This is a genomic window from Parabacteroides sp. Y3-G-102, assembly GCF_023656845.1.
GTDB classification, from domain to species: domain Bacteria; phylum Bacteroidota; class Bacteroidia; order Bacteroidales; family Tannerellaceae; genus Parabacteroides; species Parabacteroides distasonis.
Genome location: NZ_JAMOKU010000015.1, coordinates 69278 through 83584 on the forward strand (window position 1 = coordinate 69278; position 14307 = coordinate 83584).

At 41.0% G+C, this 14307-nt stretch carries 15 protein-coding genes; 2 read left to right on the forward strand and 13 right to left on the reverse strand.

Annotated features, from left to right (window positions below; all coding sequences use genetic code 11):
* The 11 genes from NBH16_RS09500 to NBH16_RS09555 form a co-directional block, all read right to left on the reverse strand.
* Nucleotides 1-1515, reverse strand: coding sequence for a lipopolysaccharide biosynthesis protein (locus NBH16_RS09500; RefSeq protein WP_036617774.1), 1515 nt, complete (start codon nucleotides 1513-1515; stop codon nucleotides 1-3).
* Between the two features lie 207 nt (nucleotides 1516-1722).
* Nucleotides 1723-1938 carry a hypothetical protein gene (locus tag NBH16_RS09505; protein ID WP_036617773.1) on the reverse strand — a complete coding sequence of 72 codons (216 nt, stop codon included), beginning with the start codon at nucleotides 1936-1938 and terminating at the stop codon, nucleotides 1723-1725.
* Between the two features lie 896 nt (nucleotides 1939-2834).
* A complete protein-coding gene (locus tag NBH16_RS09510; protein ID WP_036617771.1) occupies nucleotides 2835-3464 on the reverse strand; it encodes a hypothetical protein in 630 nt (209 codons plus the stop codon).
* Nucleotides 3446-4030 (reverse strand): YdcF family protein, encoded by a 585-nt coding sequence (locus tag NBH16_RS09515; protein WP_036617769.1) that lies wholly within the window; start codon nucleotides 4028-4030, stop codon nucleotides 3446-3448. The genes NBH16_RS09510 and NBH16_RS09515 overlap by 19 nt, the downstream gene beginning before the upstream one ends.
* A complete protein-coding gene (locus tag NBH16_RS09520) occupies nucleotides 4030-5091 on the reverse strand; it encodes an N-acetylneuraminate synthase family protein (protein ID WP_036617767.1) in 1062 nt (353 codons plus the stop codon). Before NBH16_RS09520 ends, NBH16_RS09515 begins: the two co-directional genes overlap by 1 nt.
* 10 nt (nucleotides 5092-5101) lie before the next feature.
* On the reverse strand, nucleotides 5102-6406 hold the full coding sequence (locus NBH16_RS09525) for an aminotransferase class III-fold pyridoxal phosphate-dependent enzyme (protein ID WP_122246293.1): 1305 nt from the start codon (nucleotides 6404-6406) through the stop codon (nucleotides 5102-5104).
* A 5-nt stretch (nucleotides 6407-6411) separates the two neighbouring features.
* A complete protein-coding gene (locus tag NBH16_RS09530; RefSeq protein WP_036617763.1) occupies nucleotides 6412-7167 on the reverse strand; it encodes a cytidylyltransferase domain-containing protein in 756 nt (251 codons plus the stop codon).
* Nucleotides 7164-8186, reverse strand: a complete 1023-nt coding sequence (gene pseB / locus NBH16_RS09535) for a UDP-N-acetylglucosamine 4,6-dehydratase (inverting) (protein ID WP_036617761.1) — start codon at nucleotides 8184-8186, stop codon at nucleotides 7164-7166. Before pseB ends, NBH16_RS09530 begins: the two co-directional genes overlap by 4 nt.
* Before the next feature lie 417 nt (nucleotides 8187-8603).
* A complete protein-coding gene (locus tag NBH16_RS09545; protein ID WP_250788421.1) occupies nucleotides 8604-10538 on the reverse strand; it encodes a polysaccharide biosynthesis protein in 1935 nt (644 codons plus the stop codon).
* Nucleotides 10535-10771 (reverse strand): hypothetical protein, encoded by a 237-nt coding sequence (locus NBH16_RS09550; protein WP_250788423.1) that lies wholly within the window; start codon nucleotides 10769-10771, stop codon nucleotides 10535-10537. The genes NBH16_RS09545 and NBH16_RS09550 overlap by 4 nt, the downstream gene beginning before the upstream one ends.
* Nucleotides 10772-10902: 131 nt before the next feature.
* Nucleotides 10903-11334: a hypothetical protein gene (locus NBH16_RS09555; RefSeq protein ID WP_009276205.1), complete on the reverse strand. Its 432-nt coding sequence runs from the start codon at nucleotides 11332-11334 to the stop codon at nucleotides 10903-10905.
* Between the two features lie 133 nt (nucleotides 11335-11467).
* On the opposite strand from NBH16_RS09555, the gene NBH16_RS09560 reads away from it, so the two are divergent.
* Together NBH16_RS09560 and NBH16_RS09565 are read left to right on the forward strand one after the other, a co-directional pair.
* Nucleotides 11468-11956, forward strand: coding sequence for an HU family DNA-binding protein (locus NBH16_RS09560; RefSeq protein WP_005859232.1), 489 nt, complete (start codon nucleotides 11468-11470; stop codon nucleotides 11954-11956).
* 172 nt (nucleotides 11957-12128) lie between these two features.
* Nucleotides 12129-12539 (forward strand): N-acetylmuramoyl-L-alanine amidase, encoded by a 411-nt coding sequence (locus tag NBH16_RS09565; protein ID WP_196008690.1) that lies wholly within the window; start codon nucleotides 12129-12131, stop codon nucleotides 12537-12539.
* Here NBH16_RS09565 and NBH16_RS09570 read toward each other — a convergent pair.
* Nucleotides 12536-12925 (reverse strand): hypothetical protein, encoded by a 390-nt coding sequence (locus tag NBH16_RS09570; protein ID WP_008779262.1) that lies wholly within the window; start codon nucleotides 12923-12925, stop codon nucleotides 12536-12538. The genes NBH16_RS09565 and NBH16_RS09570 overlap by 4 nt on opposite strands.
* A 13-nt stretch (nucleotides 12926-12938) precedes the next feature.
* A complete protein-coding gene (locus NBH16_RS09575) occupies nucleotides 12939-14036 on the reverse strand; it encodes a transcriptional regulator (RefSeq protein WP_154395725.1) in 1098 nt (365 codons plus the stop codon).
* Nucleotides 14037-14307: the final 271 nt, after the last annotated feature.

A 14307-nucleotide genomic window follows, 5' to 3' on the forward strand; every position in this document is an offset into this window, starting at 1 on the left:
TCATTTTATTTTAGCTTTTACTATTCTTATGATTTCTTTTCTTTCATTTTTAGATAAGCCTAATAACCATATAATTCCAAAAGTGATTATGAAAGACATACCTGTTGAGAAGAAACAGTTTAGTCTAACATTCAATGAAAATCTATTAAAGAGCAATGATACTATAATACTTAATACTAAAACCGCAAGCATCTTTGGTAGATTTCTTTTGAAAAATACGGATAAATCAATGTCCATAAAGTACTTTATGTGGATAAGCCTTAATATCCCTGTTATAGTATTGAGAACAACCATAGTTGCAGGTACACATATAGGAGAAACACCTTTAGAAAGCAATATTGAGGATATAACAATATTCATGATTAAGATAGAACTTAACCAAATATTATATTCTTTTATTCTATTCGAAGCAAAAATCAAAGTGTTAAAAGGAGATTGAAGAGTATCAATCAATTGAAAAATAATTATCAAGACACAGAAGGCATAAGCATAAGCTGGCGGTGTTACCAACCATATATCTAAGACAAAATGGATATTGCACATTATTGGAACTCCAACTAAAGTTACCATATAAAATGCAATTGAAGAAGAACGGTTGATTAAGGTTGACAATCCTTTATAATCTCTTTCTGCATATGACTTATTGATTTGAGGCGTAAAAGCCATTTGCAAGCTTGAAGCTAATGAAGAAAATGCAGTATTGGCCTGATGTGCAATACCCCATGAAGCATTTGCAACCACACCGGTGAACACATTCATCAAAATATTACCACCCTGTTGGGCTGCTGCATTCGAAAAACTGCTGAGTGATGCCCACCCAGAGAATGTCATGGTATGCTTTACCTCCTTGTAGTCAACTCTTTTCTTTAATCTATAGAAACCGAAGTTCTTTTTGCAATATAAATAAGTCAATACAGTGCTTGACAGTGCGCTTCCACAAAAGCATATGCAATAAAGTAGCAATCTGTTTGAATCAGAAAGGAATAGCAGAAACGCAGCTAATAATTTCAATACAGATTCTATAATGCTGATTAAAGCATAAAAAGACATTTTCTCATGCGATACAATCAACGATGTGTATGGTATTCTAATAGTTTGAACAATAAAGGTGACAATGCATATCTGAAAACATGGAATAATTGCATCCCGATATTCTTCACCTATATTCAATACATGTGTCGCTATATAAGCCCCCAAAGTCTCTAACAGAATAAATACTACCACAATCAGGATAATTGTAGTGTGTAGTAAAGTGTTAAATACCTTAGCCTGTTCTGATTCTGTACATGTTGCAATACTCTTGGATATAAACCTTAAAGTGGTTGTATTTAGAGAAGACTGTAAGAATAGGAAGAAAACAACTATGCCGTATATGACATTATAAGTTCCAAAGCCATCAACATCCAAGACATGTAAAACAATACGTGAAGAGTATAGAGCAATTAACATTGTAATTACCATTCTGATATAGAGATATACAGAGTTCTTTGCAATTGTTTTTATAGATATAGCCATATATTTTGACTTTATTATTGGCCCCTTCTAAAATTATAAAGAAGGAAGATGCACTACCACGACTGCCGAGTGACACATGAATCTATTCTGCTCCCCTTTTCTTGGATCCTAAGTTTGCTATTCCTGTTGATTCAATATGTGGATTACACAACAAAATATTACGCTTCGTTTTGGAATCTACAGAACTGTTCCTAGAGCGTCTTTACTTTACGTTGTGCGGATTTCCGCAGTCTGCGCTCTTCGCACAACTACTCCTTCTGTTCTCCTAATGTTGCGATTCAAAGGAGCCATCCAATCCTCCAAGGCCTTTTGTCTAGCCATGAAATCTTCAAGGACAAGCTGCATAGCTTTCTCCGTCAAAACGTGTTCCTGATTTTCTTCAGATAGGTACCGGATATAACGGACTTTTTGATCCTCTGCCATACCTTCACTGTAATTTATAGGAGTACGCAGATAGGTTTCCCGTCTCAACAACTCCCGTCAGGTTTCAATTATATGTTACATTAGATCATTTATAAACCTCTGAATCACTAATACTAAAATACAAAAGTAACCACAAAAACGTGAATAAAGATATTATCTATCTGATTTTAAAGCTTTAACAGTACAAGCCTCAAGTATCAATGCTACGTCTTTCCAGTAGATTGTCAAATGAAAACATACGAACTATTCGTAGGTTGCGGGATATGACGATAAAGACATTATCATCGCTTAGTTTTCAGTGAAGCCATCTTGTATGATGCACAACACCCAATTGTACTTGCAACGCATATCAGTAAAATCACGGACATGATAGAAATGAGTAACACTCAACATCCCCCCTCCAATTTCTCTACCATAGTTACCTGCTCATAGTAACTTAAATTTTTGCGGGACAGATGCAATCCATTACTCATACGAATGCCAATCCATACTTGAGAAGCGTAGCAACGGTACACTCTGGCTATTTTTGAGGATTACTGCCCTGCGGGGAAGTTTCATCCTCCGTAGAGAAACCTTCAACTTGGACTTCAACAACTTTTCTATGGATGCCCTTATAGTATTTTTGAAAGATGTTGTAGAACCTTGTTTCTAACACAGAAAGATTGGAAAGACTTCCCATGAGACAAAGCCTCCGTTTAGCACTGAATGTAAAAACTTTCTAGATCTTCACTGCTATACATTAATGTTGAATTTTTGTTCGCAGCGGAGGTAGATAGTTTATTTTAGAGCCTTTTTTTGAGTGTTTACTAAACAATATTATGATTACAACTAATGACAAACGCTCCAATATTTCATTTGCATATCAATGAAACGATTCGTGCTACTAAGATAACATCTTAATACAAAGCTATTGCCCCATAACAATTCCTCAATGCTAAATGCCTATGAATACTAAAACCATTTTTATTCACCTCATCTACATCATGATACTTTCCCACATAAATACGATCACCGTTATGGTCCGTATCACTACACCAAACAAAATCATGATGCCACAGCAACTCTTTTCTAGCATAATAATAAGCGAAAAAAGTATAGACACACAATATCGCTGTAGGGAAGTTTATATTTTCATTCAACAATTCTAAAGGTTGAACTGCACGTGAACTTTCTATCACATTTTTCTTCAACAAAAACCAACGTAAATCCAAAGTATCATATATAAATGTTTCACACATATACCAATCCTGATTATAGAAACAAGGTTCTGAAATATCCGGATTTATACCAAAACATTTACGAAAGCGATCTATAGAAAGTTTTTCCCCATTCAACTCTTGAACACCCAATATTAAAATATAATCTTTTGAATACTTTTTTAAATCACCCACTGAATAATGTATGTCTGGAACTTGAATGGAACAGGAAGAAAGACCCATCCTTTCAAAAAGAAACTGTAGTTCTTCCAAACCAATGAAATTCGCACCAAACAAATCTTTTGCGTGCGCTATTGTAACTCTTTCCATTTTTGATAATCTATTGCTTCTCCATAAGTAGCCAAATGACCTAATTGGGAATACTTTTGAATACGAATAAATTCTTGTTCTAAACGTTCAAACCGCACCCCCCATCCAGAATCACTAAACCAGCCCAAATTTTCAGCTGGGGAATTATAGAGAATAATATCACTTTTTTTATCCAGCACTTCACGTAAGAAAGTCAAATAAGCACGATATTGATGCTCATGGCTAGCAACCAACACTAATCGTTTCCAGCTATTTTTAATTGCCATTCTCACCACCTCAACAGCCTGTTCTTTTGTATTTAAAGACCTGTCTTCATGTATAACAGCAGATGTGGGGACACCTGCATTCAAAACATGAGGTAGGATATCTGAAAAAGGAAAACTTCCATAGGCATAATCAGTAATATTGCCACTAAACACTATTTTAGCAGCAATATTCTGTTTATAAAGTTCCACAGCCTTCTGGTAACGATTCAAACCATCACCTTCCAATAAAATAATAGCATCGGAAGGTTTTAAAATATCATTATCTACAACTGATATAAATTTCTCACACTCTGTCATCATCAGAAATTATTCCAAAATAACGGTTGCCCTTTTGCTATATCTTCTTTACATTCTTTGCCTATAATTACAGTTTTATATTTTGGAGGTATACCTAAAGCAGGGCGAAGCACATCAATGTCTTCTTCTGTTATCACATGTCCCTTCCTCATATCATTGTTAGCATAAAGACAACGCCGTTGTACATAAACCGTTTCCCCTTCTTCCGCAACCACTTCCTTAACCGTACTTCCCATTGCACGTTCTACTTCACGAATGGAATCAACCATAAATTTAAAATCCTTCGGTTCCATAGAATGAGGATGATCAGGTCCTTTATCATCTTTGTTTAAAGTAAAATGTTTCTCAATTACTCTACCACCGATAACAACAGAAGCAAGCGCTACAACATGGCCGGGAGCATGATCAGAATAACCAGTAAGTACATTAAATGCCGATTGGTAAGTCTTGAGAACATTCACATTAGCACTATCTATCTTTGATGGATAATTCGTAATACATTGCATCAGCACCAAGTCCTTATTACCCGTAGCATGAATAGTACGTACAGCTTCATCTATTTCAGCCATTGTCGCATCACCAGTTGCCAACATTACGGGTTTACCTTTACGAGCAATATAATCCAACATTTCAAGCCAAGTTATATCACCCGAACCTATTTTTATAAAAGGGACATCCAAATCTACACATAAATCTACTGCCTCCTTAAAATAAGGAGAAGTAGAGAAATCAATTCCTATAGATTTGCAGTATTCTGATATTTCCTTATGCCATGCCACAGGGAACTCCGCATCTTTGAAAACTTCACTAATCGTGCGTCCCCAAGAACCATGTACTCCCTTCAATTGCATCCGAGAAAATCCACCTTCTGACACGATACGAGGAGTTGAGAAGGTTTGAAATTTAGCACAATCCGCACCCGCCTCCTTCGCCGCATCAATTAGACGCTTTGCTTTATCAAGACTTCCATCAAAATTTGCACCAATTTCAGCTATAAAATAAGTAGGATGATCCATGCCTATCATCCGATTCCCAATTCTTATGTTTCTATTAAAATTCACCATAATATAATATTTAATTAAGACGTTTAAATCCAGATTGACAAACAGGGCCATCAAGAGATTTCATAACATCCTTACCATCTTCAAAGTCACAAATTTGAGCAAAGATCTTATCCAATTCAAAGAAATAACCATCTAAGATTTCTGGAGTATGAGCAATACAAGGATACATGCTGTTACCTGCAAGGTAACCTTTTTTCAACATTTCTTGAGTTATAAAAGTCTTATAAGCAAGATGATTTTTACTTTTAAAATTATATCCGGCAAGAGCAGGAATACCCCATTGTTCAATTTCCAAACCATATTTATCAGCCAAAGCCTGCCAACGTTTTTTGTTGCTATTACCAATAGCGGTAATAACTTCCCAAGATTTAACACGCTCCATAACTTTCAATGTGGCCAACGCTGCTGTAGGTCCAATACGCTCAGTCCAAAATGTACTACTAATCCATGTTTTCTGTGCAGCATCCATAATCTCCCTACGACCAACTACAGCACAGATTCCATATCCGTTCCCAATAGTCTTACTATATATAGCCATATCAGGTTCTACAGCATATTTCTTATATAAGCCACCGAATGTTTCACGAAACCCACTCGTACACTCATCAAAAATAAGAATTATACCACGTTCAGTTGCCAAATTTCTTACATTCTGTAAGAAATTATCTTCAGGGCCAAAATTACGGCACACCTCCATTTTTATTGCAGCTAAATCATTATTATTCACAATATTAAGCAATTCTTCAAAGCTATTATACCTAAAAGGAATAGTAGAGCCACGCAATCCTTTAGGAACACCTGCAGGAGGAATACCTGGCAACAAATGACCAGCCAACGCATCACTGTCACCCAAATTAACAGAAACATACCAATCATGCCAACCATGATAGCCGCAAATAGCAACTTTATCTTTCCCTGTCGCCGCTCTAGCTATACGTATACATACAGAATTTGCTTCACCACCGCCACGAGTATAACGAACCCCACCAGCCCATGAATCAAGTTCAATAAGTTTTTCTGCTAAGTAAACCTCTTCCGGACAATTTAAAGTAGTCAAATTTCCATTACAAACTACTTTCATAACCGCCTCATCAACCTCTTCATTTGCATACCCTAATGTATTCGTACCAATGCCCATCATTGAACAATCAATATATTCCTTTCCGTCAAGATCCCAAATTCGACATCCTTTGGAACGACTATAGTATGCAGGCCAATTCTCAGGTAAGAATTGTTCCGGTCTTTTTGAAAGCAACATAGTTCCACCTGGAATTATTTGTTTTGCTCTTTTGTATAATTCTTGTCCTTTACCCATAATAATTAATCGTTTAATAGTGATCTCATATATCCTTCATCTCTCATATGGCTGTTATTCAAATCTCTAACACTTTTATTAGAATCCAAATATTTGATATAATCTTCCCAATCAGCTTCTTTACCCACTTTTTCCAAAAGTTCTTTCACAACCATAAAGTCTTCTTGAGTGTCTACAGTAATACGATATTCAGAACAATCTGTTAGTGACTCCACATTAACCGAAGAAAAAATGCGTCCACCATTAAAAGAAGAATTCTTTTTTATATAAGGAGTCACGTGTTCCCGTTCACTTTTTAATAATGCCTCATTATAAGCTTTTTCTAAAGCTGAAAAACGAAAAACCTCAGTGTCAATACCATCTGGATAAGTTGGTTTTAAAGTATTTGAAGCATAATCACAACCACTAGAAATACAAGTGGTAATTACGCAATCTATAACTTTCGGATCAATCAAAGGACAATCCGATGTTACTCTCACTACATAATCAGGGCACATATCTTTGATTGCAAAATAAAAGCGTTCAAGTACATCATTCACTGAACCTCTATAACATTCTGCGCCATTACGCTGCGCTATGCGTACTATCTCATCAGATCCATCCTCAGTAGTTGTTGCCACTACTAACGACGTAATTTTTTCAGATCGCAAAATTCTTTGCAAATGTATGTCCAGAAGCGTTTCATCCCCCACTTTCTTCAAAACTTTAGCAGGCAATCTTGTCGATCCATACCGAGCTTGAGTAACTGCTATTACTTTCATTTTACCACAAAATTAGGATCTACATATTTCTTTATATTTTCACGCATTGTTTCCACCGTCTCCCATTCTGTATTGTTGTCTGAACTGTAATGAAATCCTTCAGGTACAAGTTGAGCATTATGATGCCAGATAAATTCTTCACGTGTATGTTTATAAGACACAGAGGGAAGAATCACATAATATTTACCCAAGTCAATGGTATCAAGAGCATCAGTCACGGTAATCATCTCCTCATGCAACTTCTCTCCCGGACGAATACCTATCTCTATCTGTGGTAAATTAGGAGCAATTGCGGTAGCTACATCTTTTATATGATAGGAAGGAATTTTAGGGATGAAGATTTCACCTCCTAAATGATGTTCAATGGCATACATCACCATAGCAACACCAGCCTCTAACGAAATATTGAAACGTGTCATACGCATATCGGTAATAGGCAACTCTTTGGCTCCATTATCACGCTTACTGATAAAGAAAGGGATTACGGATCCTCGTGAACCCATAACATTACCGTAACGAACAACAGAAAATTTAATAGGTTTAGAACCACTGATATTATTAGCTGCCGTAAACAATTTATCAGATGCCAGTTTTGTCGCTCCATAGAGATTAATTGGCGCACAAGCTTTATCAGTAGAAAGAGCTACAACATCTTTAACACCTGTAGCTAGAGCCGCTTTAACTACATTCTGTGCACCATGTACATTTGTTTTAATGCACTCTTCAGGATTGTACTCCGCCGTATCCACCTGTTTAATGGCAGCGGCATGGATAATCACATCTACTCCCTCACAAGCACGGGTCAGACGCTCAAGATCACGAACATCTCCAATAAAATATCTCATTTGAGAATACTCCCTCTCCGGATATTTCTGCTTCAACTCGAATTGTTTCAATTCATCTCTAGAATAGATAATGATTTTTTTCACTTGCGGATAATCACGAAGAATCGTTTCCACAAACTTCTTACCGAAAGAACCTGTTCCTCCAGTAATTAATACTACTTTTCCGTTTAGCATTATATTTTATATATTAATCTGATTTCACAAGTATTAAGTAGCAGAGAGTAGTGTTAACCATCACTATAAAGTTTTCTTGCCTGTCAACAAGAGTACACTCAGTAAATACTCAATTCAAGATATACTCCCTTAAAAGGGCACTTTGCAGTATCCTAAAACAAGTTATGTGTATATAACATTAGCCGGTGGCTAATGTGATTTTATCTGGGATCAAGTTCTGATAATCCCGGAAACCTTTAAAGATTTTTTTTGAAAAATATACCGATGAAATCCCATGCGGAACTACTATGTAATTTCATGGTTCTTATTATACTATGATAAATCTCAAACATCACTACAATAATAATACGAATTGTTTCGCTGAAGGATCTTATCCTATATGGATAATTAATCGACAGGATGAGATGGCGAATCAATTCAATCCAACTCCTCAAACCGGGAGTTCTGGCTCTTGAACTCAGGTACGAAAGCTTTCATCTCCTTCACCATCAAAAGGATCTGGACACGGAGAGACAATTCGGTTAATACATTAATATGTTCTACTACATCCTTATAGATATACTTGCGTACAGCGGCCACTCGAATCTTCTCGTGAGGGGTCTCTTTCGTGTTCTCCTTGTTGTTCAGTAGCTCTTCATACAATTTCTCGCCGGGACGAAGACCAGTGTACTTGATCTCGATATCCTTGTCTACCTGTAATCCGGACAGTTCAATCATGCGCTTCGCCAAATCCGCTATCTTCACCGGCTCTCCCATGTCGAAGATGAAGATCTCACCACCCTTGCCCATCGTACCGGCTTCTAAGACCAGACGGCAAGCCTCCGGAATGGTCATGAAGTAACGGATGATATCGGGATGGGTGACCGTCACGGGGCCTCCTTGAGCGATTTGTTCACGGAAACGGGGGATAACCGACCCATTGCTACCTAGAACATTGCCAAAACGGGTCGTAATGAAACGCGTCTCGCCTTTCACCTCTCCTCGCTCGATCGCAAGGCTCAGACTCTGTACATAGATTTCGGCCAAGCGCTTGCTACAGCCCATGATGTTCGTGGGGTTCACCGCCTTATCCGTACTGATCATCACAAATTTCTCCACACCATAGCTTACAGCGGCATCCGCCATCACACGAGTACCGAACACGTTTGTTCGAATCGCCTCGCAGGGGTTCTCCTCCATTAAAGGGACATGCTTGTAGGCCGCCGCATGGAACACTACTTGGGGATGCCAGTTGCGGAACACATAATCCACACGGTCCGGGCTACGGACATCGCCGATTACTGGGATAAAGTTTAGTCCCTTGTATTTCTCTTCCAATTCCAGACGGAGATTATGCATCGGGGTCTCGGCGGAGTCGAAGCAAACCAACTTCTTAATCGGGAAATGAGCCAGCTGGCGACAGATCTCGCTACCGATACTGCCGGCGGCTCCCGTGACAAGCACGGTCTTCCCTTCCAACAGATTGCCGATCTCATCCAGATTGATATGGATCTCCTCACGACCTAGCAAATCCTCGATACGGATCTCTCGGACGGAACGTTTCGCCTCACCTCCACGTAGCTCCTCCATCTCCGGGACTACCAACGTCTTCAAGGAGGCCTGCTCGCAATAACGGATCAAACGGTCACGCTCCTGATGGGCAACCTTTATATTGGGGAAGAGAACGCCATCCAAGCTGTTGCGAGGGATCAAGCGATACAGATCCTCCACGTTCTCGATCTGGTAGACCGGTAACTCCGCGATCCGGATGCTTTTCTTGGAATTGCCAAAGGAAAGGAAGCCCATGATGCTATAATTCTGCATGAATACCTGACGGTTCGCCGATGTAGCGATCATCACGCTCTCCTCCTCCGTGCCAAAGACCAGTACCCGCTTGCGTTTCTTGCCGAGTTGCAGGAGGACGCTGTTATAGACATTGATCACGAAGACACGCAACGTGACCAACATCACGATCGTCAACGTACTGTCCATGATTCCACCCAACCAATAGATAGAAGGGCTGAAACGGGCTTTCAACAGCCAAAGCAGCAGGAACATCAAGAGCGACTTGCCGATCGCAGCACCACCGATCCGCCACAAGCCACGCAGCGTGGAATGACGAATAACCCCATGATATGCTTTGAACAGCAAGAACGAAACGATACTGGCCACAAATGAGGAGAGGCCTACTTTCAGCACATCAGACTCTCCTATACGTATATGCAGAATGGAGAACATTCCTAGTACGCCCAGCAACGACACGGAGAGCGAGACGAAAAGGTCCGCGCTAAAAATGATCCAACGGTTGATATACCGCAAATTCACCAGACGGCCTAAGGCCAATCGCCATCTACCCTTATGAAAATCCATCATTTGTATTTTGTTTGTTTTATATTCAATGCCCTAACTTTTCCCAACGGCGGTGCCTGTGACTCGTGGCGTCCCGAAGCGGCGGGCGTAATACAGCTTTCCGTCCGCAAGATCGTACCATCACCCTGGTGGATGATTTGGATCGCATGGGTTGCATTGGGCAGGATCTGCACATTACAACCGTAGATATGGAAGACGGAACGTGCTTGTTCCGCCCGCCCATAGTTTTCTGTCATATCGTAATTTTTTCAGTAAGGTTATCACTTTTCGTTTCCCTTGGAAAACGAGGTATATATGAATTGCCCTATGAAGTATATATCAATTGCCTAACGCAGTATATATCCTCGGGCATATGCAGTATATCTTCTCAAAAACGGCCAGTTGAACGGTGTCTGAGACGACTGCTCCATGCATCGTTGATACGGGCACGGATGTTGCTGACGCTTTTACCCTTCGTGATTCGTGGGGTGATGGGTAGAAAGAGGCGGATGAAACGCTCTTTGACCATCTCCTCGGGGGTTATTTTCGGCTCGTTCTCTTGCATGACCAGAATGACTTGGGCCAACTCGGTAACCGTCCGGCACTCGACGATCTGCGCAAGATAGCGTTCCAGATCCTCTTCTTTATTTATATAGGCACGAAAACGGATCGTTTCAGGCATGAGACCGGATCTACCGTCCCCCTCTTCTTGGGAGGTTTCCCCGCAATATTCCCCCACATAGAAGTTCTGGATGGCTTCCGTAGCGTTGGGGAGTATCTGGTTATTGCCGCCGTGTATGGTAATCGTTATATCAGACATAAGGTATATATGAATCGTTTGTCAATGAAAAGTAAACAGTTTGTCAACGGTTATCAACGGATTTGATTTCGCTATCCGGGGGTTGTACTTTCGCATTGTCAACAATAAATTTAATCTTTTAAAAAAAAGAAGTATGATTAATTATTCAACTTACATGTGGAAAAGTCCACTGGATGAGACAGCAAAGGAACAGGCGTACGCCAAGAACCAAGTGACGAAAGTGATGAGTTTCGATGATTTCGTGAAGCACATCTCAGATCACAACGGTGTTTTCACACGCGGCACGGTAAAAGGCGTGGTAAGCGACACCTGCTCATGTCTAGTGGAACAACTGCTGAACGGCTACAAGGTACAATTTGGCGAACTAGGAATCTTTAGCATCTCCATCACCTGCGAGCCGGCCGCTACACTCAAGGACTTCTCCAGCGATAATATCAAGGCCGTGAACATTCTATTCAATCCGGGTATAGACTTCGAGAACCTACGTTCTAAGGCAGAATTCAACCTAGTAACCAGCCGTGCGATCCAAGCCGCCTCACTGAAGGCGGTAAAGGAGAATAAAGACACGGTGGACTTGGCAGCATTGAAGAAAGGAGACTCAGAATCTCCTGATGAGATCTAAATCCTACCATTGAGAAATACGGCTTTTAAACCATGAAGCTTATTTTATTCATTTATTTAAAGACTACAAGTATGAAAAAAACAAATTGGAAGAGCGTCTTGCTCTACATCATCCGTATTGTCGAACTGGTCATCACCGGTGCCGCCGGTGGAGCCGCTAGCGGTTGGATCGGATGAGAACCATCACGCTGATTATCGTGCATTGCTCTGCCAATAGGCAGGGCAGCACTTTACGGATGATGGACATCGACCGTCTGCATCGCTCTCTCGGCTGGAATGGCTGCGGATATCACTTCGTTATCCCGACCGATGGTACGATCGAGACCGGTAGGCCCCTTGAACAAGTGGGCGCTCACTGTAAGAACCACAATCGGCACAGTATCGGGGTTTGCTATATCGGAGGACTCGCCAACGATGGAAAGACTCCCATGGATACCCGAACGGAAGCCCAACGAGAAGCCCTACAGGGTTTGCTTCGTGAATTACATCAGCGATTCCCCAAAGCCCTGATCGTGGGACATCAAGACTTGGACCCGTCGAAATCCTGTCCCTGTTTTAATGTCGTGAACGAGTTTTCCGATTAGTTTAACGCAGGGAGTCCCTTCACCTCCCTCGTATGCCACGCTTGGTAGGCGGGAGCGGAGAGTTCAGGTACAGTCAATAACTTGTAATCCGCCCCGTTCTGCTTAGCTATATGTTTTCGTTCATACAAACGAAGGGAACGATCCGTTACGGAAACCATGACAACCGGAAAAGGATAAGCGTACAGGCGCATCGGCGTGATCTCACTATCCGGAAAGGCACGACGCAATTGATAAGCGGAACGTTCGAACGCGACCCAATAAGATCCCGTACAATATAAATGGATCGAGGTCTGATTCGCACACTCACGATTCATGATCTCTCTCAAATGCCCTTTCAGCAATAGCATCAAACGGATACCGGAGGGAGTTTCGCTTTCCTTTCTCATGACAGTCTACTATTTAATGTTTTAGCCAAATATCGTAATCGTGTAAACGCTGTATCAACAAGGCCTTGCTTCTCTTAGGCGAAGGGTCATCCCGCCAGGGATCTACCAGCTCATGCGCCATACGGTAATACAGGTTGCTATTCGTGCAGCCGTAAAGCGTGACGAGCAGCAAGGCACGAGAATTCACTGCCTTAACCAATGGAAGCATATTGCGTAGGGTGGAATACAAGCGTTCAAACTCCTCTTCCTGATCCAACAGCTTATAGGCCGGAAGGAGTAATGAGTAAACCTTGCAACGCATCACGTCGGTCTCCACACGAAGGGAAGCATAGCCCTTCAGCACCTCACGAACCAAAAGTTCGTCTTCCTTTCCCAATTTGCCCGAGAGATAATAACGCCCCAACGCCTTGTGCATACCTTCCGATAAACGATCGTTATCCAAATGGGTATAAACATGCTTGCCTTTCGTATTCAACTCGATCAGCTCATACTCGCCTTGCCTTACCTCAAATAGAGGAACCCACATACAGTCAAGGATACGTACCATGACATCCTTATGACCTCCACCCGGTTGCACCACCACCTCAGCTTCCATCCCCATGAAAGAACCCGAGGTGATACGTACACGGTCACCTTTCAGCAAGCGACCGCTATCCGGTACGTACACCGGAAGCTCATTGGAATAAGATTCTGCCATCCAGCGTAAGGTCTCCATCTCATGATCTGACAGGTAAGGGAAATAAGAGTGTTCGCCCACGGATACCCGAGGAAGAAGATTATATAAGGGCATGATACGTTTCAAACGGAAAATCTCATTCTCCGAAGCATGGATAAACACATAGTTGTATAAAAGAGGCTTCCTCGTATTGACCATCTTGCCTCCCACCTTGCGAGCCTCGACATACGAGGGGGCAAAGTACTCGAACAAGGGTTCCCCACAACGTTTACGACGAGAAAGCTCGGCATCTAATCCTTTTGACGAATAGATATTATCACGTCCCCCTATGGCGGTAGGAAGCGTCAGTACGTACCAGCGTACAGCCTCCTGACTACGGCGATTGCGTATATGCACCATAGCTCTATCAGAGCTATTACTTGTCATGATATTCATTGAGGAAGATAATTCAGAGCCTTATCAAGATATTCTTGTAATACCCTGATAAATAAATACTTATGTGAAAACAAAAAAGGAATTACTGAAAATTTGCATCCCTTCAATACTCATGCTACTTGGCGAGTAGCCAAACTGACTGCTACTTGGCGAGTAGCCTTAACAAGAGGAGTGAAAGGATATTCCTTAGTTGTAGAGACGGAGCGTGTCCCGTTTCATCCCCTTACAATGGTATTTTAGTTACTATCAGGCGGTGGGAGACGGAGCACGC